Origin of the sequence: Leclercia sp. UBA1284 (assembly GCF_002308415.1) — a bacterium.
GTDB lineage: Bacteria > Pseudomonadota > Gammaproteobacteria > Enterobacterales > Enterobacteriaceae > Enterobacter > Enterobacter pneumoniae.
On sequence record NZ_DBUS01000006.1, the window covers coordinates 94,069 to 117,053 of the forward strand.

General features: G+C 56.2%; 21 protein-coding genes. 15 read left to right on the forward strand and 6 right to left on the reverse strand.

Annotated elements, in window-relative coordinates; genetic code table 11:
* Position 1: 1 nt before the first annotated feature.
* From phoA to adrA, 3 genes are all read left to right on the forward strand, one after another.
* A complete protein-coding gene (phoA, locus tag B3511_RS03705; protein WP_286777563.1) occupies positions 2-1,420 on the forward strand; it encodes an alkaline phosphatase in 1,419 nt (472 codons plus the stop codon).
* A gap of 91 nt (positions 1,421-1,511) precedes the next feature.
* On the forward strand, positions 1,512-1,832 hold the full coding sequence (gene psiF, locus B3511_RS03710; protein ID WP_046884485.1) for a phosphate starvation-inducible protein PsiF: 321 nt from the start codon (positions 1,512-1,514) through the stop codon (positions 1,830-1,832).
* A gap of 106 nt (positions 1,833-1,938) precedes the next feature.
* Positions 1,939-3,039 (forward strand): diguanylate cyclase AdrA, encoded by a 1,101-nt coding sequence (adrA, locus tag B3511_RS03715; protein WP_286777564.1) that lies wholly within the window; start codon positions 1,939-1,941, stop codon positions 3,037-3,039.
* A gap of 14 nt (positions 3,040-3,053) precedes the next feature.
* Here adrA and proC read toward each other — a convergent pair whose 3' ends face one another.
* A complete protein-coding gene (proC, locus tag B3511_RS03720; protein WP_046884483.1) occupies positions 3,054-3,863 on the reverse strand; it encodes a pyrroline-5-carboxylate reductase in 810 nt (269 codons plus the stop codon).
* A 147-nt stretch (positions 3,864-4,010) separates the two neighbouring features.
* Between proC and B3511_RS03725 the strand changes: the two genes are divergently transcribed.
* The 5 genes from B3511_RS03725 (at position 4,011) to ppnP (ending at position 6,760) form a co-directional block, all read left to right on the forward strand.
* The gene (locus B3511_RS03725; RefSeq protein ID WP_040076966.1) at positions 4,011-4,469 is read left to right on the forward strand and encodes a YaiI/YqxD family protein; all 459 of its coding nucleotides are present in this window, start codon (positions 4,011-4,013) and stop codon (positions 4,467-4,469) included.
* Between the two features lie 250 nt (positions 4,470-4,719).
* A complete protein-coding gene (aroL, locus tag B3511_RS03730) occupies positions 4,720-5,244 on the forward strand; it encodes a shikimate kinase AroL (protein ID WP_207293087.1) in 525 nt (174 codons plus the stop codon).
* 51 nt (positions 5,245-5,295) lie between these two features.
* A complete protein-coding gene (gene yaiA, locus B3511_RS03735) occupies positions 5,296-5,487 on the forward strand; it encodes a protein YaiA (protein WP_040076963.1) in 192 nt (63 codons plus the stop codon).
* Between the two features lie 238 nt (positions 5,488-5,725).
* On the forward strand, positions 5,726-6,403 hold the full coding sequence (locus tag B3511_RS03740; RefSeq protein WP_263617180.1) for an AroM family protein: 678 nt from the start codon (positions 5,726-5,728) through the stop codon (positions 6,401-6,403).
* 72 nt (positions 6,404-6,475) lie between these two features.
* Positions 6,476-6,760, forward strand: a complete 285-nt coding sequence (gene ppnP / locus B3511_RS03745; protein WP_040076960.1) for a pyrimidine/purine nucleoside phosphorylase — start codon at positions 6,476-6,478, stop codon at positions 6,758-6,760.
* A gap of 47 nt (positions 6,761-6,807) precedes the next feature.
* On the opposite strand, the gene rdgC is transcribed toward ppnP, so the two are convergent.
* On the reverse strand, positions 6,808-7,719 hold the full coding sequence (gene rdgC / locus B3511_RS03750) for a recombination-associated protein RdgC (protein ID WP_040078583.1): 912 nt from the start codon (positions 7,717-7,719) through the stop codon (positions 6,808-6,810).
* Between the two features lie 124 nt (positions 7,720-7,843).
* Here rdgC and mak point away from each other — a divergent pair, with 124 nt between their 5' ends.
* Positions 7,844-8,749, forward strand: a complete 906-nt coding sequence (gene mak / locus B3511_RS03755) for a fructokinase (protein ID WP_040076958.1) — start codon at positions 7,844-7,846, stop codon at positions 8,747-8,749.
* A 36-nt stretch (positions 8,750-8,785) separates the two neighbouring features.
* Here mak and sbcC read toward each other — a convergent pair whose 3' ends face one another.
* Positions 8,786-11,920: an exonuclease subunit SbcC gene (sbcC, locus tag B3511_RS03760; protein WP_286777565.1), complete on the reverse strand. Its 3,135-nt coding sequence runs from the start codon at positions 11,918-11,920 to the stop codon at positions 8,786-8,788.
* Positions 11,917-13,122 (reverse strand): exonuclease subunit SbcD, encoded by a 1,206-nt coding sequence (sbcD, locus tag B3511_RS03765; RefSeq protein WP_286777566.1) that lies wholly within the window; start codon positions 13,120-13,122, stop codon positions 11,917-11,919. Before sbcD ends, sbcC begins: the two co-directional genes overlap by 4 nt.
* Positions 13,123-13,304: 182 nt before the next feature.
* On the opposite strand from sbcD, the gene phoB reads away from it, so the two are divergent.
* The 5 genes from phoB to malZ all read left to right on the forward strand — a co-directional run bounded on the left by phoB (position 13,305) and on the right by malZ (position 20,444).
* Positions 13,305-13,994 carry a phosphate response regulator transcription factor PhoB gene (phoB, locus tag B3511_RS03770; RefSeq protein ID WP_040076955.1) on the forward strand — a complete coding sequence of 230 codons (690 nt, stop codon included), beginning with the start codon at positions 13,305-13,307 and terminating at the stop codon, positions 13,992-13,994.
* Positions 13,995-14,015: 21 nt separating this feature from the next.
* Complete coding sequence (gene phoR, locus B3511_RS03775) at positions 14,016-15,302, forward strand: phosphate regulon sensor histidine kinase PhoR (protein WP_046884478.1); 1,287 nt, start codon at positions 14,016-14,018, stop codon at positions 15,300-15,302.
* A 418-nt stretch (positions 15,303-15,720) separates the two neighbouring features.
* Positions 15,721-17,040, forward strand: a complete 1,320-nt coding sequence (gene brnQ, locus B3511_RS03780; protein WP_286777567.1) for a branched-chain amino acid transporter carrier protein BrnQ — start codon at positions 15,721-15,723, stop codon at positions 17,038-17,040.
* Between the two features lie 77 nt (positions 17,041-17,117).
* Positions 17,118-18,491 carry a proline-specific permease ProY gene (proY, locus tag B3511_RS03785; protein WP_286777568.1) on the forward strand — a complete coding sequence of 458 codons (1,374 nt, stop codon included), beginning with the start codon at positions 17,118-17,120 and terminating at the stop codon, positions 18,489-18,491.
* Between the two features lie 132 nt (positions 18,492-18,623).
* Complete coding sequence (malZ, locus tag B3511_RS03790) at positions 18,624-20,444, forward strand: maltodextrin glucosidase (RefSeq protein ID WP_286777569.1); 1,821 nt, start codon at positions 18,624-18,626, stop codon at positions 20,442-20,444.
* A 47-nt stretch (positions 20,445-20,491) separates the two neighbouring features.
* On the opposite strand, the gene B3511_RS03795 is transcribed toward malZ, so the two are convergent.
* Complete coding sequence (locus B3511_RS03795) at positions 20,492-21,094, reverse strand: peroxiredoxin (RefSeq protein WP_040076949.1); 603 nt, start codon at positions 21,092-21,094, stop codon at positions 20,492-20,494.
* Between the two features lie 127 nt (positions 21,095-21,221).
* Complete coding sequence (gene acpH, locus B3511_RS03800) at positions 21,222-21,803, reverse strand: ACP phosphodiesterase (RefSeq protein ID WP_207293093.1); 582 nt, start codon at positions 21,801-21,803, stop codon at positions 21,222-21,224.
* Between the two features lie 91 nt (positions 21,804-21,894).
* Here acpH and queA point away from each other — a divergent pair, with 91 nt between their 5' ends.
* Complete coding sequence (queA, locus tag B3511_RS03805; RefSeq protein WP_040076947.1) at positions 21,895-22,965, forward strand: tRNA preQ1(34) S-adenosylmethionine ribosyltransferase-isomerase QueA; 1,071 nt, start codon at positions 21,895-21,897, stop codon at positions 22,963-22,965.
* The last annotated feature ends 20 nt before the right edge of the window (positions 22,966-22,985 follow it).

Below are 22,985 nucleotides of genomic sequence, written 5' to 3' on the forward strand. Positions count from 1 at the left end.
AGTGAAACAGAGCGCTCTTGCTATTGCATTACTTCCCCTGATGTTGACTCCTACAATTTATGCAGAAACGGTAACATCATTCCCCGTTCTTGAAAATCGTGCAGCTCAGGGTGATATCACCCAGCCCGGCGGTGCGCGTCGCTTGTCGGAAGACCAGACCGCCGCATTGCGCGCCTCCTTAAATGATAAGCCAGCAAAGAATATTATCCTGCTGATTGGCGATGGAATGGGTGATTCAGAAATTACTGCTGCACGAAATTATGCTGAAGGCGCGGGCGGATATTTTAAAGGGATTGATTCGCTGCCGCTTACCGGCCAGTACACCCACTATGCGCTGGATAAAAAAACCGGTAAGCCGGATTACGTCACGGATTCCGCCGCGTCTGCCACGGCCTGGTCAACCGGCGTAAAAACCTATAACGGCGCGCTGGGCGTGGATATTCACGAAAAAGATCACCAAACTATTCTCGAAATGGCAAAAGCGGCAGGCCTGATGACAGGTAACGTCTCGACGGCGGAATTGCAGGACGCGACCCCGGCGGCGCTGGTGGCGCATGTGACGTCACGTAAATGCTACGGCCCGAGCGTCACCAGCGAAAAATGCGCCACCAATGCGCTGGAAAAAGGCGGTAAAGGCTCTATTACGGAGCAGCTGTTAAACGCCCGTGCCGACGTCACGCTTGGCGGTGGCGCCAAAACCTTTATGGAGACCGCCACCAGCGGTGAATGGCAGGGCAAAACTCTGCGCGAGCAGGCCCAGGCGCGCGGCTATCAGCTGGTTAACGATGCGGCCTCACTGGCGGCCATTACCGAAGCCAGCCAGGATAAACCGCTGCTGGGCCTCTTCTCCGAGGGCAATATGCCTGTGCGCTGGGAAGGGCCAAAAGCCAGCTATCACGGTAATCTCGATAAGCCTGCCGTCACCTGTGCGCCTAACCCGAAACGCAATGAAAGCGTACCGACACTGGCAGCGATGACCGAAAAAGCGATCGCGCTTCTGGATAAGAGCGAAAAAGGGTTCTTCCTGCAGGTTGAAGGTGCATCCATCGACAAGCAGGATCACGCCGCTAACCCTTGCGGCCAGATTGGCGAAACCGTCGATCTGGATGAAGCCGTGCAGAAAGCGATGGCCTTCGCGAAGAAAGATGGCAATACGCTGGTGATCGTGACGGCTGACCACGCTCACTCCAGCCAGATTGTGGCGCCGGATACCAAAGCTCCGGGTCTGACCCAGGCGCTGAACACCAAAGATGGCGCTGTGATGGCCATTAGCTATGGCAACTCCGAAGAGGAGTCGATGGAACATACCGGTAGCCAGCTGCGCATTGCTGCCTATGGTCCACATGCCGCAAACGTGGTGGGGCTGACAGATCAGACCGATCTCTTCTACACCATGAAAGCGGCTCTGGGTATGAAGTAAAACGAAGGCCCGGCGGGAATCTTCTCTGCCGGGTGGTTTTTTTACCGCAAACGACCAGACTTAATGTGATCATTCACAGAAGGATAGTGCTATGAAAATCACATTACTTGTTACTTTGATCTTCGGCCTGTTTTTCATCGCCACGGTGGGTGCGCAAGAGAAGACCCTCACGCCGCAACAGCAACGTATGACCACCTGCAACCAGCAGGCGACGGCTGATGCGTTGAAAGGCGATGCGCGAAAAACTTACATGAGCGACTGCCTCAAAAATGGAGCCTCGAAACCGGGCGAAAAGAGCCTGACGCCACAGCAGCAAAAGATGCGTGAATGTAACGTTAAGGCGACAGAGCAGTCTCTTAAAGGCGATGACCGTAATAAGTTTATGAGTGCCTGTCTGAAGAAAGCTGTCTAGTGCTAATGGGTGAGCGGGCTTCCCGGCTCACCCAAAATCTCATACTCCCCCGTCGGACCCCCTCTCTATAATTTGGGAAATTGTTTCAGAATGTTCCCAAAAGATAATGAATGACGAAAACTTTTACCAGAAAGGGCTGACGCGCGAAGAGTGGGATTATCCTTTTCCCTCGGATGACCATCATCGTTCCGGCATACGCTTCGCCCGGCGGGTTCGCCTGCCGCGGATGGCTGGCCTTGCGACGATGTTTTTCCCCATTGCTGGCGTTCTGGTGACGCAACCTGTGGCCGGCGGCTGGTGGCTGCTGCTGGTTGGCTGGGCGTTCGTCTGGCCACATCTCGCCTGGCAGTTGGCGTCACGCTCTGCCGATCCCCGCAGCAATGAATTCTATAACCTGAAAGCTGATGCCATTATTGCCGGGATCTGGATTGGCCTGATGGGCGTTAATGCGTTTCCTACCGCTGCGCTATTGATGATGACCAGCATGAACATGATGGGGGCTGGCGGGCTACGGCTGTTTACTGCTGGCACGCTGCTGACGACCCTTGCCGCCCTGGCGACACTGCAGATGGCCAGCATTCCCCCCCTCTTTGTGAGCTCAGCGCTGCAGGGGTGGCTCACGCTGCCGGTGTTCATTTTCTACCCGGTGCTCTTTGCCTGGGTCAGTTACCAGACCGCAATCCGGCTGGCGGAACACAAGCGACGGCTGGAATTAATGAGTACCCGCGACGGCATGACGGGCGTCTTTAACCGGCGGCACTGGGAAGACCTGCTGCGCAATGAGTTTGATAGCTGCCGCCGTCATCACCGTGACGCCACCATGCTCCTTATCGATATCGACCATTTCAAAACCATCAACGACACCTGGGGGCATGATATTGGCGATGAAGCCATTATTGCCATTACGCACCAGCTACAACTCACGCTGCGCGGAAGCGATATCATCGGCCGGTTTGGCGGGGACGAATTTGCGGTGATCATGAGTAACACCGCGGCGGACAGCGCTATCGCCGCGATGTCGCGAGTCCATGAGCGGCTGGCGCAGCTAAGCCTGCCGGGCGCACCGCTGGTGAAGCTCTGTATTAGCGTTGGGGTGGCACCGCTCACGCCGCCGATGGGGCACTATCGTGAGTGGCTAAAGGCGGCAGATGTTGCCTTGTACAAAGCGAAGAACGCCGGACGAAACCGCACCGAAGTGGCGGCCTGACGCCCGGCATGCGATCAGGACTTACTCAGCTGTTCTGATTTTTCCATACACTTATTCATGGCTTCAATAACCGCCGAGCGGAACCCTCGCTCTTCCAGCACCCGTACAGCTTCAATGGTCGTCCCGCCTGGCGAGCAGACCATATCTTTCAGTTCACCCGGATGCTTACCGGTTTCCAGCACCATTTTGGCCGAGCCCATCACCGCCTGAGCTGCAAATTTATATGCCTGCGCCCTTGGCATTCCACCCAGCACGGCGGCATCCGCCATCGCTTCGATGAACATAAAGACATATGCAGGCGCCGAGCCGCTCACGCCCACTACCGGATGGATCATCGCTTCCGCAATCACTTCCGCTTCGCCGAAGCAGCGGAAGATATTCACCACGTCGGCCACATCTTCCGTGGTGACCAGCGCATTAGGGGTGATGGAGGTCATGCCTGCGTTGACCAGCGAAGGGGTGTTTGGCATCGCGCGCACGATTTTGCGATCGTGGCCCATGGCACGAGCCAGCTGATCCAGAGTGACGCCTGCAGCAATCGATACGACAACGGTATCCTTGTTCAGGCTTGAGGTGACGTCGCTCAGCACTTTGACCATGATATTAGGCTTTACGGCACCGAAGAGGATATCCGCTACCTGGGCCACTTCCTGGGCGCTCTGCGCCGCATTGATACCATACTGATCGTGCAGGGCAGCGACTTTATCTGGCGACGGGGTATAGACCCAAATCTGGCCAGGCTGCACCTGGCCGCTGGCAATCAGGCCGCCCAGGATGGCTTTACCCATGTTACCGCAGCCGATAAAACCGATTTTCTTCTCCATCACGTCTCCCTCTTTTATGCCTTGTTATGTGTATGGAAGGCTAGCTTAGCGCGGATTGTTACGCAGCGCTAAAGCTTCCGCCTCATCCGCTGCTTTGCCTGAGAAGAAAAGCAGGCGACAATGGGGCAGTTATCGAAAGGAGAGAATATGGCGATTTGGGTGGATGCCGATGCGTGTCCAAATGTGATTAAAGAGATTCTGTTTCGCGCCGCCGAGCGCGTGCAAATGCCCCTGACGCTGGTGGCTAACCAGAACCTGCGAGTCCCACCGTCACGGTTTATTCGCGCCATGCGCGTACCGGCCGGCTTTGACGTAGCGGATAACGAAATAGTGCGTCTGTGCAGCGCGGAGGATCTGGTTATCACCGCCGATATTCCGCTGGCGGCTGAAGTGCTGGAAAAGGGCGCCGCCGCGCTAAATCCAAGAGGTGAGCGTTACTCTCCGGCCACCATCCGTGAAAAACTGACGATGCGTGATTTTATGGACACCCTGCGCGCCAGCGGCGTACAAACCGGGGGGCCGGATAGTTTATCTCAGCGCGACCGACAGCTCTTTGCTGCTGAGCTGGATAAATGGCTTCTCGAGGTGAAACGTCGTCAGGGATGAGCCCAGCATTGTCGTCGGATTGTGCTCCCGTTATGCCACTGGGGTTGTCAGCCCCTGCCGCAATCAGGTATGGTGTGCGGCATCAGGTATGCAATCATTTCTTTACAGTCGCTATCCCTAACTATCAGGGGATAAATCTACATTTGTAAAAATAAATTTACACTGACTTCTGTACTAGTTAAATGGTATCATTGGCCACTTTTCGACGTTACGCTCCGCATCTTTGCGGCCTTAAGGGGAACACCAGGTTATGACCCAGCCTATATTCTTGATCGGCCCCCGCGGCTGCGGCAAAACAACGGTGGGGCATGAGCTGGCGCGTCTGTGCGGCTGTGAGTGCATCGATACCGATCGCTGGCTGCAAACCCACGCGCAAAAAAGTATTGCTGAAATTGTTGAGCAGGAAGGGTGGGAAAGCTTTCGCGCTCGCGAGACCGCAGCCCTGGAAGCGGTGACGGCGGTCTCAGGCGTCATTGCCACCGGCGGCGGTATTATTCTGGCTCCTTATAACCGGCAGTTTATGCGCGAGAAAGGCACTGTTATTTATCTCTCTGCGCCCGTGCCGGTGCTGGTTGAGCGCCTTGTGGCATTTCCAGAAGAGGGTCAACGCCCTACGCTTACCGGCAAACCGATCAGCGAAGAGGTGAGCGAAGTACTGGCAGAACGCGACGCCCTCTATCGCGAAGCGGCTCACCATGTGGTTGATGCCTCGCTCTCCCCGTCAGAAGTGGTACAAAATATTGCTACTGCGCTGCGTCTGGCTTGTGTTAGCTAACTGATGTCTATACTGATAGTTCACCCCAGATAAAGATAAAAAGGATGAACTATGCCAACAAGACCTCCCTATCCGCGTGAAGCCCGTGTCGTTGCCGTTGAGAAAGGCGCTACGGGCCAGACCGTCACCTGGTATCAGCTGCGTGCCGACCATCCAAAACCCGATTCGCTCATTAGCGAGCATGAAACGGAGCAGGAAGCGCTCGACGCCAAGGTCCGCTACGAAGATCCCGATAAGACTTAAAAAAAATCTGAAAGCGGGAAATACCACGCCTAAATCACATTTATCACTCATTGAATAAGTTAAGCAGAGGTTAATATCTAGTTATTACAGATACCTTCTGCCAGGCGTCCGGATCTTTACATTCCGGCAGGCACATACGCTGCTACGCTATTGTGCTGTTCATATCAGAACAGCGAGCCGCGCAGCGTTGTGAGCCTGTGCCTGTTTTACGTAGTGGTAGTGGAGAAAGGCGAGAAAGATGAAGGCCACCTTGGCGATCCTCACGATTGGGGTAGTCCCAGTAAGCGAAGTGTTACCGCTCTTGACCGAGCATATTTCGGAACAGCAGATCACCCATCATAGCTTGCTGGGTAGTCTAAGCCGTGAGGCGGTCATGGAGACCTACGGCGTTGCGTCGGGAGATGATTCCCTGCCGACACTGTTAAGCGACGGTAAAATGGCGACGGTATCCCGGCAAAAGATCGAACGCGATCTGCAGGCCGTTATTGAAGTGCTTGATAATCAGGGTTATGACGTCATCCTGCTGATGAGTACCGCCCCGGTATCCGGGCTGGTGGCCCGTAATGCGATCCTGCTTGAGCCGATGCGGATCATCCCGCCGCTGGTGGCCTCGATTGTGGATGGTCATCAGGTGGGGGTGATCGTGCCGATCCCCGAATTGATGCAAAACCAGTCCCGAAAATGGCAGGCGTTAGAACGTCCGCCGCTCTACTCGCTGGCGAACCCTATCTGGGATAGCGAGGCCAAATTGATCGAGGCCGGGCGCGATCTGCTGGCGCAGGGAGCTGATGTATTGATGCTGGATTGCCTCGGTTTTCATCAGCGTCATCGCGATCTATTACAAAAAGCGCTCGATGTGCCCGTTTTGTTATCAAACGTACTGGTGGCGCGGCTTGCCTCGGAGCTGCTGGGGTAATGATTTTGCGTGACAGGCAGTGAGTGTGCCCCCTATATTGGATTGACATCCAACAACAAAAAGGGCCAGTTCATGCTTCAAAGTAATGAGTACTTTTCCGGTAAAGTGAAGTCCATCGGTTTTACCAGCAGCATCACTGGCAATGCCAGTGTCGGCGTGATGGCTGAAGGGGAATATACTTTTGGTACCGCTCAGCCTGAAGAGATGACCGTCGTCAGTGGCTCTCTGAAGGTATTGTTACCGGGTGAGACGGAGTGGAAATTGTTTACTGCGGGTCAGATCTTTAACGTTCCGGGCCATAGCGAGTTCCACCTGCAGGTGGCTGAGCCGGCCTCTTATCTCTGCCGTTATCTGTAATTTTTTTTACCCTCTCCCGGTTGGGAGAGGGTGAACAGCATGGCCGATTAGCGCTGTGCTTCTCCGCCGAGACCCTCTACCAGGCTTTGAATCAGTGCGGCTAACTCGCCCGTCATCAGAATAAAGTCGGCATCAAAACGCTGCGCCGGATCGTCACGGTCGATGTCGTCGTTCTGATCGCGCAGTTCGTCAGAGAACTTCAGCCGTTTTACGGAGCCATCGTCGCAGATCATGAACTGGATCCGTTGCTGCCAGTCGAGCGCCAGCTTGGTTACCAGTTTGCCCGCTTCAATGTGTACGGCAATTTCATCGCTCACCAGATCCTGTTTTTTCGCGCGGATCACACCGCCATCTTCCAGGATCGCCTTCAGTTCTGCTTCATCCAGCAGCTGGAAGCCCTGCGGTACGGTACCGCCGCGAACCCATTCGGTGAGCGTCAGCTCAATGGGGTTTTCCATGGTCAGCGGCACGACCGGAAGGGAGCCCAGGCTCTTACGCAGCAGCGCCAGGGTATCTTCCGCTTTTTTAGCGCTGGCACAGTCGACAATAATCAGGCCGTTAACGGTGTCGATCCACATCATCGTCTGGCTGAAGCGGCTAAAGGCGCGCGGCAGCAGCGAGTGCAGTACTTCATCTTTCAGCGAGTCTTTCTCGGTTTTTTTCAGCTTGCGGCCCTGTTCTGCCTCCAGCTTGAAGATCTTCGCTTCCAGCGCCTGTTTCACGACCGGCGCGGGCAGAATTTTCTCTTCTTTGCGGGCGCAAATGATGATTTGACCATTGGTGGTGTGGGTCAGCGCATCGCTCTGAGAGCCCATCGGTGGAACCCAACCGGTTTTGGCCATATCCTGGCTGCCGCAAGGGCTAAACGTATAAAGGGCTAACTGTTTTTCCATCTCGTCAGCGCGCAGCGGGACATCGCGGCTGAGACGGTAAACCATCAAATTTTTGAACCACAGCATGATAATTTCCACGGCCTTGTCGTTAAATGCAGCGGGCATGATAACGAATTGTCGCATCGCTTGCATTGCTAATCGGGATGCCGACTTCTACTCTGTTGATAATCAAAAAAATGAGGAACGTCCTGTGCGAATTGGTATCGATTTAGGCGGCACGAAAACCGAAGTGATTGCGCTGAGTGAGCAGGGGGAGCAGCTGTTTCGCCACCGTCTGCCCACCCCTCGTGATGATTATCAGCAAACCATAGAAACCATTGCCACGCTGGTGGAGATGGCGGAGCAGGCCACAGGCCAGAGTGGTAGCGTGGGTATGGGGATCCCGGGTTCGATTTCGCCCTATACCGGCGTGGTGAAAAACGCTAACTCAACCTGGCTCAATGGCCAGCCGTTTGACAAAGATCTGAGCCAGCGCCTGAATCGTGAAGTGCGGCTGGCAAACGATGCCAACTGCCTGGCGGTATCCGAGGCTATCGATGGGGCGGCGGCGGGGGCACAGACCGTTTTTGCGGTCATAATCGGCACCGGTTGCGGCGCGGGCGTGGCCTTTGGCGGTCGCTCTCATATCGGCGGCAACGGCACGGCGGGCGAGTGGGGGCACAACCCTTTGCCGTGGATGGACGAAGATGAGCTGAAATACCGCGCAGAAGTGCCCTGCTATTGTGGCAAGCAGGGGTGTATTGAAACCTTTATCTCCGGCACGGGCTTTGCCACCGATTACCACCGACTGAGCGGCAAGCCGCTGAAGGGGAATGAGATCATCCGTCTGGTTGATGCGCAGGATCCCCTTGCTGAACTGGCCCTCAGCCGCTACGAAACGCGACTGGCGAAATCTCTGGCGCACGTGATCAATATTCTGGATCCGGATGTGATCGTGCTGGGGGGCGGCATGAGCAATGTGGATCGTCTTTATGCCACCGTGCCTCAGCTGGTGAAGCAGTGGGTGTTCGGCGGCGAATGCGAGACCCCGATTCGCAAAGCGGTGCACGGGGACTCCAGCGGGGTGCGCGGCGCCGCCTGGCTCTGGCCGCAGTGACGATGTCGCCCTCTTGCAGCGCAAGAGGGCGCAGTCTTATTCGACCGCAAACGCGCGGTCTAGCTTGCTGAAGCCCAGCCCGTTGATCTTCTTAACCTTAATCTGCACCGGAATGCGCTCCTTCATCGCCTCGACGTGACTGATCACCCCGATGGTCTTGCCGCTGGCGTTCAGGGCATCCAGCGCATCCAGGGCTGTGTCCAGCGTCTCGCTATCCAGGGTGCCAAAACCTTCATCGAGGAACAGCGAGTCGATACGCGTTTTATGACTCACCAGGTCGGAAAGCGCCAGCGCCAGCGCCAGGCTCACCAGGAAACTCTCACCGCCTGAAAGGGTGCGGGTATCGCGTACGGCATCGGCCTGCCAGGTATCGACCACCTCCAGCTCCAGCGCGTCGCTGACTTTCCGTTGCAGGAGATAGCGGCCGTGCAGGCGGATTAGCTGCTGGTTTGCCAGCCAGACCAGGTTATCCAGGGTCAGCCCCTGCGCAAATTTACGGAAGCGGTCGCCCTCTTTTGAGCCAATCAGCGCATTCAAATATCCCCAGTCCTCCGCCAGACGTGCGGCCTCTTCAATTTGCTGCATCAGCACCTGCTGGTGCTGGCGATTGTCGGCGTCCTGTTTTAGCTGCTGGCGTATTTCGCCCTGACGGGTAGTGTTTTCACGCAGTTTCAGCGCCAGGTGGTGTAACTGCTCCTGCAGGGTCTGCATCGCGACCTCATCAGGAAGATCTGCAGGGCGTTGTGCCGCATGCGCTTTACACTGCTGCTCTGCCTGGTGAGCCAGGGCGCGTGATTGCTGGATCTGCTGCTCCAGCGTCTGTTTCAACTGCTCCAGCTTGCTCACGCTCTCATCGTCCAGCACGGCGGCCAGGAAGGCCTGCTGATCGGTAAAACAGCTGGCGGCCAGGGCTACCGCAAACTGCTCTTGTAATTCCGCCAGCCTGTCGGCGTCCACTTTCTCTTGCGCCTGCAGCGTATTCAGTTGGCTCTGCAGCGAGATGCACTCGGTGTGGATCGCCTGCCAGTTTTCAGGCACCGGCTCTTCTTCTTCCTGCTCTGAAGGCGGTAGGGTATCAAGCAGGGGTTTCAGGGCCTGGATACGCTCCTGGATGGCCGCAAGCTGTGTCTGTTGCGCTTGCCAGCTATTCACCTCGGCTTCACGCTCGGCGAGCCAGGCCGCAGCTTCGCCCTCGGCGGGGGCGGTGAGTGCCAGCGCCTCTAGCGCGCTCTGCAGCGACTGTTGCTGGGCGTCGAGTTGTTGTTTGCTCTGCTGTCGCTGCTGTTCCAGGTCGTTTAACTGTACCTGTAGAGCGTGAAGCTGGCTTAGCTGGTAAAGCTGCTGCTCGTACTGCTCCTGCTCGTTCAACCAGTGTGTAATGTCGTCCTGAATCGAGTGGGTGATGGCTAGCTGGGCGCAACTCTCCTGCCACGCTTTAGTAAGTGCTTGCTCATCTTCTGAGAGCGTCTGGATCAGCTTCGCCTCGCGTTGCAACTGCTCAACACGTGCGTTCAGTTGCCCGCGCAGCAGCAGACCCTCTTCCTCAAGCTGCTTAACCGCACGCTCAAGTTCATCACGACGTCGCTGATTTTCCGTTAACTCCAGCGCCTGGTATTGTGATACCGCAGGATGGTGGGTCGAGCCGCAGAGCGGGCAGGCTTTGCCGGCCTCCAGCGTGGCGCGATAACTTTCCAGCGCTTTAATCTGTTCTTCCTGCGCGCAGAGCGTTTTGACATCCAGGTAGTGTTGATGCTTCTCTTTATACTGCAGGCGGCGCGCCGTCAGGGTCTCTTCCAGACGGGTTTTCTCTGCTTCTCCTTTCTGCTGACCGTCGCGATTTTCAGCCAGTTGTTTTTGCAGCGGCTGGTAGCGAGCCTGCAGGGTGGCGAGGCGCTGGCGCACCGGGCGCAGTTGCACCTGTCGCTCAATGGCGGCGGCGGTCTCCTCTGGCGACAGCGCCAGAGCAGGCTGCGGCAACGCAGCGCGTTTTTGCTTAAACTCCGCAAGCCGTTTGTTGAGGCCATCATACTGCTGTTTATCGCGTTGCTGCTGGCTGAAAAGGGCCCGCCAACCGGCAATGTGCGAACTCCAGAGGCCAAACTGACGATGCGCTTCCATCCAGTGGGTCATCTGCTTTTGTTGCGCCTCAAGCTGCGCCATGCTGCGGGCTGCACCGTTACGGACGCGCCCCCGCTGTGCCATCCGGTCACGTAAGCGAGCATTCACTTCTGAAATTTGCTGGCGGGTACGGGTGAGAGAGGCACTCTGCTCTTGCTCGCGCGTCCATAGCGGGCGCAGCGCCTGTGCGGGAAGGGCTAGCTGCAGCCTCGCCAGTTGCGGCTGGGCATCCGTTTGCGCGTGAAGCGCTTGCTGATGTGCAGCCTGCGCCTGTTGCTGGGCGCGGGCCAGCTCATCACTGCGCACCCACCACTGATGCCAGCGCTGCTGGCGCTGCTGTTCGGCCAGCAGTGAGGTTTCTTCGTCAGTAAGTGCCTGCAAACCTTGAACTAACTGCTGCTGTTGTTCTTCGCTTAACAGCACCACCCCGGCGGCTTGCGCTTCGCGCATTTCAAGCTGTTGGCGAGCGGCTTTGTGTTTTTCAAATACCTTCGCCGAAATCTGGCCGTAGATCTCCGTTCCCGTCAGCTCCTCTAACAGCTCCGCACGCTCTTTCGATTTTGCATTGAGAAAGGCGGCAAACTGACCCTGCGAGAGCAACATTGAGCGGGTAAACCGGTCGTAATCCAGCCCGGTCAGGGAGGCGGTCAGTTCCAGTTTATCTTTCACTTTGTCGGCGAGGATTTTGCCATCTTCACAGCGGGCCAGCTCAACGCGCGGCGCCTGCAGATTGCCGTCAGGCTGGTTGCGGGCGCGGTTCTGGCTCCAGAAGGCGCGATAGGCCACCTCTTTGACCTCAAATTCCACTTCAGCAAGACACTCGGCGGTGTCCCGGGTCATGAGATCGTTTTGTGACTGTGAGAGCGTGTTCAGGCGCGGTGTTTCGTGGTACAGCGCGAGGCAGATGGCGTCCAGCAGGGTGGTTTTCCCCGCACCGGTCGGCCCGGTAATGGCAAACAGACCGTTGCTGAGAAAGGGCTCGGCAGTGAAGTCGATTTTCCACTCACCCTTTAATGAATTGAGGTTCTTCAGGCGCAGACTCAAAATTTTCATGGGTGCGACTCCTCGTCATTCAGGGAATTCAGCGCATCGTTAAACAGCTCATTCAGCCGCGCGCGCCGTGTCTCATCCAGCTCTTCCTGGGCCAGTCGCCGTTCGAAGACCTCTTCCACCTTCAGTTCACTCAATGTTTCGCGCTGGGCGGCGAGCAGACTTTTCTGGCGCTGTTCCCGGCTGCGGCGCACCAGTAACACTTCTACTGGCAGATCCTCGGTGAGCGCCTGAATTTTACGCTGCATATTGTGCAGGTATTCGTCGGTAGTGATCTCAATATCGAGCCACACCGGCGGGGTTTGCGCGACGCCGCGCCACTGTTCAAGCTGCTGGGTAATTGACGCCAGGTCGCCTTTCAGGACGGCCAGTTGCTGGGTTACTGGCACCTCCAGCGTCTCGACGGCGCTCAGCTTGCCGTCGTGGAAGCTGACCAGATGCACGCTTTTGTTTTTCCCCGTCTCGTCAAAGCTAAGGGCGATAGGGGAGCCGCAGTAGCGGATATGCTCACAGCCGCCGATGACCTGCGCCCGATGAATATGGCCCAGCGCGATATAGTCCGCCGCCGGGAAGTTCTGCGCCGGGAACGCGTCCAGCGTGCCGATATAGATATCGCGCACCGCGTCGCTTTTACTGGCGCCCACGGTCGTCAGATGGCCCGTGGCGATCACCGGCAGGGCGCTATCGCTCCGCAGGGCACAGGCGTCGGCATATTGTCTGGCGTAATAATCGGTAATGGCCTGCAGGAGATGCTGCTGCTTCTCTGCACCGGACATCCCCGCCTGGCTCTGCACCACATCGCGAGGGCGTAAAAACGGTACCGGGCAGAGTATGGCACCCGGGGTGCCGTCGCGTTTTTTTAACACCTGCGGTGGGTGTCCGGTGCTGGGGATGACGGTCGTATTCAGAAACGCCAGCAGATCGCGGGATTCGTTCAGGGTCGCCACGGAATCATGATTGCCTGCGACAATCACCAGATGGCAGCCGGTCTGCTGCAGGTTCACCACAAAACGGTTATAAAGCTCACGCGCATAGCTGGGGGGCGATCCGGTATCGAAGATGTCTCCGGCGACGACGATGGCATCTACCTGCTGCGCTTGCGCTACCTCCAGCAGCCAGTTGAGGAAGGCTTCATGTTCATTGGCGCGGCTCTTACTGTAAAAATTCTGACCCAGGTGCCAGTCTGAGGTGTGAAGTATGCGCATAACAGATCCGTGGCAAAAAGAGGGGAAGGGGATTATAAACGTCTAAGGGCAGGAAAATCACGGCTGCCAGAAAACAACAGCTTGCCATCTGAGCCGGAACAGTTTTTCATAAATCTGTCACAAATCTGACGCATAATGACGCCGCATTACAATCATGTAACCTAATTAAGACAGGGCAATGTATGGCGAGACGTATTCTGGTCGTAGAAGATGAAGCACCTATCCGTGAAATGGTCTGTTTCGTGCTTGAGCAAAATGGCTTTCAGCCCGTTGAAGCCGAGGATTATGACAGTGCGGTGAACCAGCTCAACGAACCCTGGCCCGATCTTATTTTGCTGGACTGGATGCTGCCTGGCGGCTCGGGTCTGCAATTTATCAAACACATTAAACGTGAAGCCCTGACCCGGGATATCCCGGTGGTGATGCTGACCGCGCGTGGTGAAGAGGAGGATCGTGTCCGCGGTCTGGAAACCGGCGCGGATGATTACATCACCAAGCCCTTCTCGCCAAAAGAGCTGGTGGCGCGTATCAAAGCCGTGATGCGCCGCATCTCGCCGATGGCGGTGGAAGAGGTGATTGAGATGCAGGGACTTAGCCTGGATCCTACCTCACATCGCGTCATGACCGGCGAAAACCCACTCGATATGGGCCCCACCGAATTCAAATTATTGCACTTCTTTATGACCCACCCGGAGCGTGTCTACAGCCGCGAACAGTTGCTCAACAATGTCTGGGGAACTAACGTCTATGTCGAAGACCGGACGGTGGATGTCCATATCAGGCGCCTTCGCAAAGCGCTGGAACTCAGCGGGCACGATCGCATGGTGCAGACGGTCCGCGGCACGGGTTATCGATTCTCGACCCGTTACTGAACAATGACAGGAGTGTGACGCGTGCTGGAACGTCTGTCATGGAAAAGGCTTTTATTTGAACTGATCTTATGCTGCATTCCGGCCCTGATTCTGGGGGCCGTGTTGGGTTATCTTCCGTGGTTTTTACTTGCGGCAGTGACCGGCCTGCTTATCTGGCACTTCTGGAATTTATTGCGTCTCTCCTGGTGGCTATGGGTAGACAGAAGCATGACCCCGCCGCCGGGTAGCGGCAGTTGGGAGCCGCTCCTGTATGGCCTGCACCAGATGCAGATGCGTAATAAAAAGCGTCGACGCGAGCTGGGTAGCCTGATTAAGCGCTTTCGCAGCGGCGCCGAATCGTTGCCGGACGCGGTGGTGTTGACCACCGAAGAGGGGGCGATCTTCTGGTGTAATGGCCTGGCGCAGCAGCTTCTTGGCCTGCGCTGGCCGGACGATAACGGCCAGAATATCCTTAACTTGCTGCGTTATCCGGAATTCGCCCGTTACCTGAAAGCGCGCGATTTTACCCGCCCGCACAATCTGGTACTGAACAATAGCCGTCATCTTGAGATCCGCGTCATGCCTTACAGCGATCAACAGTGGTTGATGGTGGCGCGTGACGTGACCCAGATGCACCAGCTGGAAGGGGCGCGTAGAAACTTCTTTGCTAACGTCAGCCATGAGTTGCGTACGCCGTTAACGGTGTTGCAGGGCTATCTGGAGATGATGCAGGAGCAGACGCTGGAGGGGGCACCGCGCGAAAAAGCGTTGCACACCATGCGTGAACAGACCCACCGGATGGAGGGGCTGGTTCGCCAGTTATTGACGCTTTCGCGTATCGAAGCCGCACCAACGCTGGCGCTGAACGATACCATTGATGTGCCGATGATGCTGCGCCTGCTCGAACGTGAAGCCCAGACCTTAAGCCACGGTAGACACCAGCTGAGCTTCGACGTGGACAACACGCTAAAAGTGCGCGGCAGTGAAGATGAACTGCGCAGCGCCATCTCGAACCTGGTCTATAACGCGGTGAATCACACCCCTGAGGGCACCTCGATTAAGGTGCGCTGGCAGCGTGTCGCTTCCGGCGCGGAGTTTAGCGTTGATGATGATGGACCCGGGGTGGCACCAGAACACATTCCGCGTTTGACTGAACGCTTCTACCGGGTGGATAAAGCCCGATCCCGGCAGACCGGGGGCAGTGGCCTGGGGCTGGCGATTGTGAAACATGCCATTAATCACCATGAAAGCCGGCTCGATATCTCCAGCCAGCCCGGCGTAAGCACGCGTTTCAGCTTCGTTATTCCGGAACGTTTGCTTGCCAGTTGAAAGGGCTGAGAGGAGTGCTGTAATCGGAAGTTGCCACAGGCCAGCGAAAGCTGGCCTGTTTACTTTGCAGTCAGGCGAAGCGAGCATGATTTTCATACTGCTGTTGCTTTTTTGTTCGCATGATTAGCCATGAGTTTTTCTTATACATGGTTCATTGTTCCAATCACTCTTTTCATTCCGGCATAATGTTCTGGTTTTGAGATCCTATATTGCCTTTAAACGTTATAAGCGTTTAAATTGCGCCCCAGATATCGTCATACCGACTATATTTGCGTGGTAAATCGAAAAACTATTCTTCTCCACGCCAGTACGGGAGTATATCCCACTGAAATTGAGTATTTTTTCCGCTGTTTTGTCCCGGCAGGGATGGCGAAAAATTCATCGTTTTCAACACCACATCCACAGGCAGTAAGGTTTTATGACCCATCATCTGAAATCGCGCGACATCGTTGCGCTGGGCTTTATGACATTTGCGCTGTTCGTTGGCGCAGGCAACATCATCTTTCCTCCCATGGTTGGCTTGCAGGCGGGTGAACACGTCTGGACGGCAGCCATTGGCTTCCTGATCACTGCCGTGGGTCTGCCGGTGCTAACCGTTATCGCGCTGGCGAAAGTGGGCGGCGGCGTGGACAGCCTCAGCACCCCGATTGGTAAAGTGGCTGGCATTCTGCTGGCGACCGTCTGTTATCTGGCCGTGGGCCCGCTGTTTGCCACGCCACGTACCGCGACCGTCTCATTCGAAGTGGGGATCGCGCCCCTGACGGGCGACGGCGCGATGCCGCTGTTTATCTACAGCCTGGTCTACTTCGCGCTTGTGATTCTGGTTTCTCTCTATCCGGGCAAACTGCTGGATACGGTAGGTAACTTCCTGGCTCCGCTGAAAATCGTGGCGCTGATCGTTCTGGCCCTGGCCGCCGTGATGTGGCCTGCTGGCCCCATCAGCGATGCGATGGATGCCTATACAAACGCTGCCTTCTCTAACGGCTTCGTGAATGGCTATCTGACGATGGATACGCTGGGCGCCATGGTATTTGGTATCGTTATTGTCAACGCTGCGCGTTCCCGTGGCGTAACGGAAGCGCGTCTGCTGACCCGTTACACCATCTGGGCGGGTCTGATGGCCGGCGTGGGCCTGACGCTGCTCTATCTGGCATTGTTCCGTCTGGGTTCCGATAGCGCCACGCTGGTGGATCAGAGCGCTAACGGTGCGGCGATCCTGCATGCTTACGTGCAGCATACCTTTGGTGGTGCAGGTAGCTTCCTGCTGGCGGTATTGATCTTCCTGGCCTGTCTGGTGACGGCGGTAGGGCTGACCTGCGCCTGTGCAGAGTTCTTTGCGCAGTATCTGCCGCTCTCTTACCGCACGCTGGTGTTTATCCTCGGCATCTTCTCAATGGCGGTCTCGAATCTGGGACTGAGCCACCTGATTCAGGTGTCCATTCCGGTACTGACGGCCATTTACCCGCCGTGTATTGTACTGGTTGTGCTGAGCTTTACCCGCCCGTGGTGGCATAACTCCTCACGAATTATTGCCCCGGCCATGTTTATCAGCCTGATTTTTGGTATCCTTGACGGGATTAAAGCATCCGCTATTGGCGACGTACTGCCTGCCTGGACACAGCGTCTGCCGCTGTCTGAGCAGGGGCTGGCCTGGCTGATGCCTACCGTTGTTGCACTGGTATTGGCTGTTATCTGGGATCGTGCTGCAGGACGCCAGGTTACATCGAACGCGCATTAATCAACGGCAGAATGTACAACCACGGGGCTTATGGCCCCGTGGTTTTTTGTTTTTTTGTGTTGAATGGCAAGACATAAATGGAAAGCTCTAACAAACTCAAGCGGGGTCTCACCGCCCGTCACATTCGCTTTATGGCACTGGGTTCTGCAATAGGCACGGGCCTTTTTTATGGCTCGGCAGATGCCATAAAAATGGCCGGTCCCAGCGTATTGCTGGCCTATATTATTGGCGGCGCCGCGGCCTATATCATCATGCGTGCCCTTGGGGAGATGTCGGTTCATAACCCCTCAGCCAGCTCGTTCTCACGCTATGCCCAGGAAAACCTCGGGCCACTGGCCGGGTATATCACCGGCTGGACTTACTGCTTTGAAATTCTGATTGTGGCCATCGCCGATGTGACCGCGTTCGGAATTTATATGGGCGTCTGGTTCCCCACGGTGCCGCACTGGATCTGGGTCTTAAGCGTCGTGATGATCATCTGCGCCGTTAACCTGATGAGCGTAAAAGTGTTCGGTGAACTGGAGTTCTGGTTCTCGTTCTTTAAAGTCGCCACCATCATTGTGATGATTGCTGCCGGCTTTGGCATCATTATTTGGGGCATTGGCAACGGCGGCGAAGCGACCGGAATTCATAATCTCTGGAGCAACGGCGGCTTCTTCAGCAACGGCTGGATTGGAATGGTGATGTCGCTGCAGATGGTGATGTTTGCCTACGGCGGGATCGAAATCATCGGTATTACCGCGGGCGAAGCGAAAGATCCTGAAAAATCTATTCCTCGTGCGATTAACTCAGTGCCAATGCGTATCCTGGTCTTCTATGTAGGCACGCTGTTCGTCATTATGTCCATCTACCCGTGGAATCAGGTCGGCACCAACGGCAGCCCATTTGTCCTTACCTTCCAGCATTTGGGGATTGCCTTTGCCGCCAGCATTCTTAACTTTGTGGTGCTGACCGCTTCGCTCTCGGCCATTAACGCCGACGTATTTGGCGTGGGTCGTATGCTGCACGGCATGGCCGAGCAGGGCAGTGCGCCGAAGATCTTCGCCAAAACCTCCCGTCGTGGTACGCCGTGGGTGACGGTGATGGTAATGACAGTCGCGCTGCTGCTGTCGGTCTACCTGAACTACATCATGCCGGAGCGCGTCTTCCTGGTGATTGCTTCGCTGGCTACCTTCGCCACCGTATGGGTGTGGATTATGATCCTGTTGTCGCAGATCGCCTTCCGCCGCCGTCTGGGGCCAGAAGCCTCGAAAGCGCTGAAGTTTAAAGTGCCGGGCGGGGTAGCGACGACGATCGTTGGGCTGATCTTCCTGGTCTTTATTATCGCGCTGATCGGTTACCACCCGGATACCCGCATTTCGTTGTACGTAGGCTTCGCGTGGATCGCTCTGCTGCTGGTGGGCTGGCTCTTCAAACGCCGCCACGAACGTCGGATCGCCCAGGTACAGTAATCAGAATGCCCGGCACCTGCCGGGCATTTTTTCTCCTCCCCCGATCTCCTCCCCTAATAATTGTCTCCGCGATGAGTGAACATCCTCTACCCTATGGCAAGGTGGCCTCAATTCTGGGAAAGGGGATACGAAATGTTGAAGGCATGGCACCTCGCGGTTGCCCCATTTGTTAAGCAAAACAAAGACAAGCTCGTGATTACGCTCTGGCTGGCAGGCGACAACCAGCCTGAGCGGGTGACGCTTCGCGCCGAAGTGGACAATGAAGAGACGACGCTGAAAATGCACAAACAGCGTAGCCAGCCGCAGCCGGGGATCACGGCATGGCGGGCCACGATCGATCTGAACAGCGGCCAGCCGCGTCGACGCTACAGTTTTAAACTGCTCTGGCACGACCGCCAGCTGTGGTTTACCCCCCAGGGCTTCAGCCGTTTTCCACCGGCTCGTCTGGAGCAATTTGCCGTCGATTATCCCGATAATGGCCCTCAGTGGGTGGTGGAGCAGGTCTTCTACCAAATCTTCCCGGATCGCTTCGCCCGCAGCCAGCAGCGTACGGCATTGCAGGATCAACGCTATTATCACCACGCCGCCGGGCAGGAGGTTATCTTCCGCCAGTGGGATGAGCCCGTCACCGCGCAGGCGGGCGGCTCCACTTTCTATGGCGGGGATCTGGACGGTATCAGCGAAAAGTTACCCTATCTGAAAAAACTCGGCGTCACGGCGCTCTACCTGAATCCGGTCTTTGCCGCGCCCAGCGTGCACAAATACGATACCGAGGATTATCGCCGGGTAGATGAGCAGTTCGGTGGCGATGGAGCATTGCTGCGCCTGCGTGAAAATACTCACCGTGAGGGGATGCGCCTGATTCTGGACGGCGTCTTTAACCACAGCGGCGACTCTCATGCCTGGTTTGATCGCCACAACCAGACAATGGGCGGCGCCTGTCATAATCCGCAATCGGCCCAGCGTGACTGGTATAGCTTCAACGACGAGGGCTACGCGCTTGACTGGCTGGGTTACCCCAGCCTGCCGAAGCTGGACTATGCCTCGGATGCGCTGGTGCAGGAGATTTATGGCGGCGAGGAGAGTATTGTCCGCCACTGGCTGAAAGCCCCCTGGAACATGGACGGCTGGCGGCTGGATGTCGTGCATATGCTTGGCGAAGCGGGCGGCGCGCGGAATAATTTGCAGCACGTCGCCGGTATCACCCGTTCGGCGAAAGCCGCCCGGCCAGATGCCTTTGTCTTTGGCGAGCATTTCGGTGATGCCCGTCAGTGGCTGCAGGCCGATGCGGAAGATTCGGCGATGAACTATCGCGGTTTTACTTTCCCGCTCTGGGGCTTTTTGGCGAATACGGATATCTCTTACGATCCGCAGCGTATCGACGCTGAAACCTGCATGGCGTGGATGGATAACTACCGCGCCAGCCTGTCGCATCAGCAGCAGCTCCGGATGTTCAACCAGCTGGATAGCCACGATACCGCACGCTTTAAAACGCTGCTGGGCAAAGATGTGGCGCGGTTGCCGCTGGCGGTCATCTGGCTCTTTAGCTGGCCGGGCGTGCCGTGCATCTATTATGGCGATGAAGTCGGGCTGGATGGCAATAATGACCCCTTCTGCCGCAAAACCTTCCCGTGGGAGCCAGAGAAGCAGGATAAACACCTGCTGGCGCTCTATCAGCGGATGACGAAGCTGCGCAAACAGAGCCAGGCCCTGCGCTACGGCGGTTGTCAGGTGATCTATGCGCACGATAACGTGGTGGTGTTTATACGCGTCTATAACCAGCAGCGGGTGCTGGTAGCGATAAATCGCGGTGAGGCCTGCGAAGTAGTACTGGACGACACGCCGTTATTAAGCGTGAAGACGTGGCTTCTGAAAGAGGGGAAAGGCAGCGTGCAGGATGGCGTGCTCTCTCTGCCGGCGATATCGGCCACCGTCTGGGTAGGCAAACATTAATAACAAAAAGGCCCGCATGCGCGGGCCTTTTGCGTAAACCTTGCCAGTTACAGGCTGGATACGTTCTCGGACAGGTATTTTGCTACGCCGTCTGGAGAGGCGTTCATACCTTCTTTACCTTTTTCCCACTGAGCCGGGCACACTTCACCGTGCTCTTCGTGGAACTGCAGCGCGTCAACCATGCGCAGCATTTCGTCGATGTTACGACCCAGCGGCAGATCGTTCACAACCTGGTGACGAACGATGCCGTTTGCGTCGATCAGGAAAGAACCACGCAGCGCAACGCCCGCGTCCGGATGTTCGATACCGTAAGCCTGCTGAATTTCACGTTTGATGTCCGCAACCATCGCGTATTTCACCGGACCGATGCCGCCGTTGTCGACAGGGGTGTTACGCCATGCGTTGTGTACAAACTCAGAGTCGAAGGAGACGCCAACCACTTCCACGCCACGCTTCTGGAATTCTTCATAACGTTTGTCGAACGCGATCAGCTCAGACGGGCAAACGAAGGTGAAATCCATCGGCCAGAAGAACAGAACGGTCGCTTTACCGTTGGTGTGCTGTTTGAAGTTGAAGTTCTCAACGATTTCACCGTTACCCAGTACAGCTGCTGCTGTAAAATCCGGAGCCGGACGAGTTACCAGAACCATATGATTCTCCTGTATTTACTAAGGTTATTTGGAACGCAACGCCGGCCAGTATAGAGAGTGTGGCGCCTTAACTCAAAGAGGCCCTAACAATCGTTCGATGAGCTTTTGCCTATCAATGACGCACCGGTTACAGCTGTCTGCTTTTTGCCTGCGCCATCATGCGTGGATAGAACTGCCAGAAACGGGTTTCGAGTGCGTCATAATGGTCGTCCAGATCTTGCCAGGAGTCGCGCAGGGCATCCAGACGCGGGCGGCGGCTGGCCATGCCATTAAGCACGTTCTGAATAAAATCCATATCGCGATAACGTTCCATCCAGCGCTCTGACCATAAGTAATGATTCAGATTCACAAAGCGTGGGGGAGAGTCGGGCAGGATGGTTGCTATCTGCGTCTGGGCATAGCGAACAAATTCTGACAGCGGCATCTCGGGTGAGAGCTGTGCCCAGTGCCGAGAGAGAAAGTGATCCCACATGACGTCCAGGGTAATCGGCGCGACGCGGCGGGTGTGAGGACGGAACCAGCCTTTCGCTTCGGTCACTTCGGGCAGGTTATCGGTCAACACGTCGATGCGCCGATGCATAAAAATACCCTCTACAACCTCAGGAGGGTACTCTTCTGCCGGGTTGCCGCGGACGAAATCGGCCAGCAAATTACCAGAAAGCGAGCTATCGGCCAGGTGAGCCAGGTGCAGGTGAGCGAGAAAATTCATGCGATTCGGTATCCGGAGTCGGCTAGTTGTTGCAGCAAAGTGGTGTGAGCACTAGACTAAGCCGCCTGTTTTTAAGTCACGAGTATAAGTCATGCGCGTCGCCGATTTCTCCTTTGAATTACCTGATTCCCTGATCGCCCACTATCCAATGCCTGAGCGCAGTAGCTGTCGCTTACTCTCTCTGGACGGGCCAACGGGCGCGCTGACGCACGGTACTTTCACCGATCTGCTCGATAAGCTCAACGCGGGCGATCTGCTGGTCTTTAACAATACCCGTGTGATCCCGGCCCGCCTGTTTGGTCGTAAAGCCAGCGGCGGAAAGATTGAAGTGCTGGTTGAGCGCATGCTGGATGATAAACGTATTCTGGCACATATTCGCGCATCCAAGGCGCCAAAACCGGGCGCGGAACTGCTGCTGGGCGATGACGAGAGCATCAACGCAACCATGGTTGCGCGCCATGATGCCCTGTTTGAAGTGCAGTTCAACGACGAACGTCCGGTGCTGGATATTCTGAATGCCATTGGCCATATGCCGCTACCGCCCTATATTGAGCGCCCGGACGAAGAGGCCGACCGCGAGCTGTACCAGACCGTCTATAGCCAGAAGCCAGGCGCAGTTGCTGCGCCGACGGCGGGCCTGCACTTTGACGAACCCCTGCTGGCAAAACTGCGCGACAAAGGTGTTGAGATGGCCTTTGTAACGCTGCACGTCGGCGCGGGCACCTTCCAGCCCGTGCGCGTGGACTCTATCGAAGACCACATCATGCACTCGGAATACGCAGAGGTCCCGCAAGAGGTTGTGGATGCGGTAATGGCGACCAAAGCGCGTGGCAACCGCGTTATCGCGGTGGGGACCACCTCTGTACGCTCGCTTGAGAGCGCGGCGCAGGCGGCGAAGAGCGAATTGATTGAACCCTTCTTTGGCGACACGCAAATCTTTATCTACCCGGGCTATCAGTACAAAGTGATTGATGCGCTGGTGACCAATTTCCACCTGCCTGAATCGACGCTGATTATGTTGGTTTCCGCCTTTGCGGGTTATCAGCATACGATGAATGCCTATAAGGCTGCGGTAGAACAAAATTATCGCTTTTTTAGCTACGGGGACGCGATGTTTATCACGTACAATCCGCAGGCTTTGAATGAGCGTGTCGGGGAATAAGTCCGCGGCACCGGAATAAT

Excerpts from the sequence above, each read along its gene's own strand:
- psiF (WP_046884485.1), top strand. The coding sequence starts at position 1,512 with ATGAAAATCACATTACTTGTTACTTTGATCTTCGGCCTGTTTTTCATC.
- adrA (WP_286777564.1), top strand. The coding sequence starts at position 1,939 with ATGAATGACGAAAACTTTTACCAGAAAGGGCTGACGCGCGAAGAGTGG.
- proC (WP_046884483.1), bottom strand. The coding sequence starts at position 3,863 with ATGGAGAAGAAAATCGGTTTTATCGGCTGCGGTAACATGGGTAAAGCC.
- B3511_RS03725 (WP_040076966.1), top strand. The coding sequence starts at position 4,011 with ATGGCGATTTGGGTGGATGCCGATGCGTGTCCAAATGTGATTAAAGAG.
- aroL (WP_207293087.1), top strand. The coding sequence starts at position 4,720 with ATGACCCAGCCTATATTCTTGATCGGCCCCCGCGGCTGCGGCAAAACA.
- yaiA (WP_040076963.1), top strand. The coding sequence starts at position 5,296 with ATGCCAACAAGACCTCCCTATCCGCGTGAAGCCCGTGTCGTTGCCGTT.
- B3511_RS03740 (WP_263617180.1), top strand. The coding sequence starts at position 5,726 with ATGAAGGCCACCTTGGCGATCCTCACGATTGGGGTAGTCCCAGTAAGC.
- ppnP (WP_040076960.1), top strand. The coding sequence starts at position 6,476 with ATGCTTCAAAGTAATGAGTACTTTTCCGGTAAAGTGAAGTCCATCGGT.
- rdgC (WP_040078583.1), bottom strand. The coding sequence starts at position 7,719 with ATGCTGTGGTTCAAAAATTTGATGGTTTACCGTCTCAGCCGCGATGTC.
- sbcC (WP_286777565.1), bottom strand. The coding sequence starts at position 11,920 with ATGAAAATTTTGAGTCTGCGCCTGAAGAACCTCAATTCATTAAAGGGT.
- sbcD (WP_286777566.1), bottom strand. The coding sequence starts at position 13,122 with ATGCGCATACTTCACACCTCAGACTGGCACCTGGGTCAGAATTTTTAC.
- phoB (WP_040076955.1), top strand. The coding sequence starts at position 13,305 with ATGGCGAGACGTATTCTGGTCGTAGAAGATGAAGCACCTATCCGTGAA.
- brnQ (WP_286777567.1), top strand. The coding sequence starts at position 15,721 with ATGACCCATCATCTGAAATCGCGCGACATCGTTGCGCTGGGCTTTATG.
- proY (WP_286777568.1), top strand. The coding sequence starts at position 17,118 with ATGGAAAGCTCTAACAAACTCAAGCGGGGTCTCACCGCCCGTCACATT.
- malZ (WP_286777569.1), top strand. The coding sequence starts at position 18,624 with ATGTTGAAGGCATGGCACCTCGCGGTTGCCCCATTTGTTAAGCAAAAC.
- B3511_RS03795 (WP_040076949.1), bottom strand. The coding sequence starts at position 21,094 with ATGGTTCTGGTAACTCGTCCGGCTCCGGATTTTACAGCAGCAGCTGTA.
- acpH (WP_207293093.1), bottom strand. The coding sequence starts at position 21,803 with ATGAATTTTCTCGCTCACCTGCACCTGGCTCACCTGGCCGATAGCTCG.
- queA (WP_040076947.1), top strand. The coding sequence starts at position 21,895 with ATGCGCGTCGCCGATTTCTCCTTTGAATTACCTGATTCCCTGATCGCC.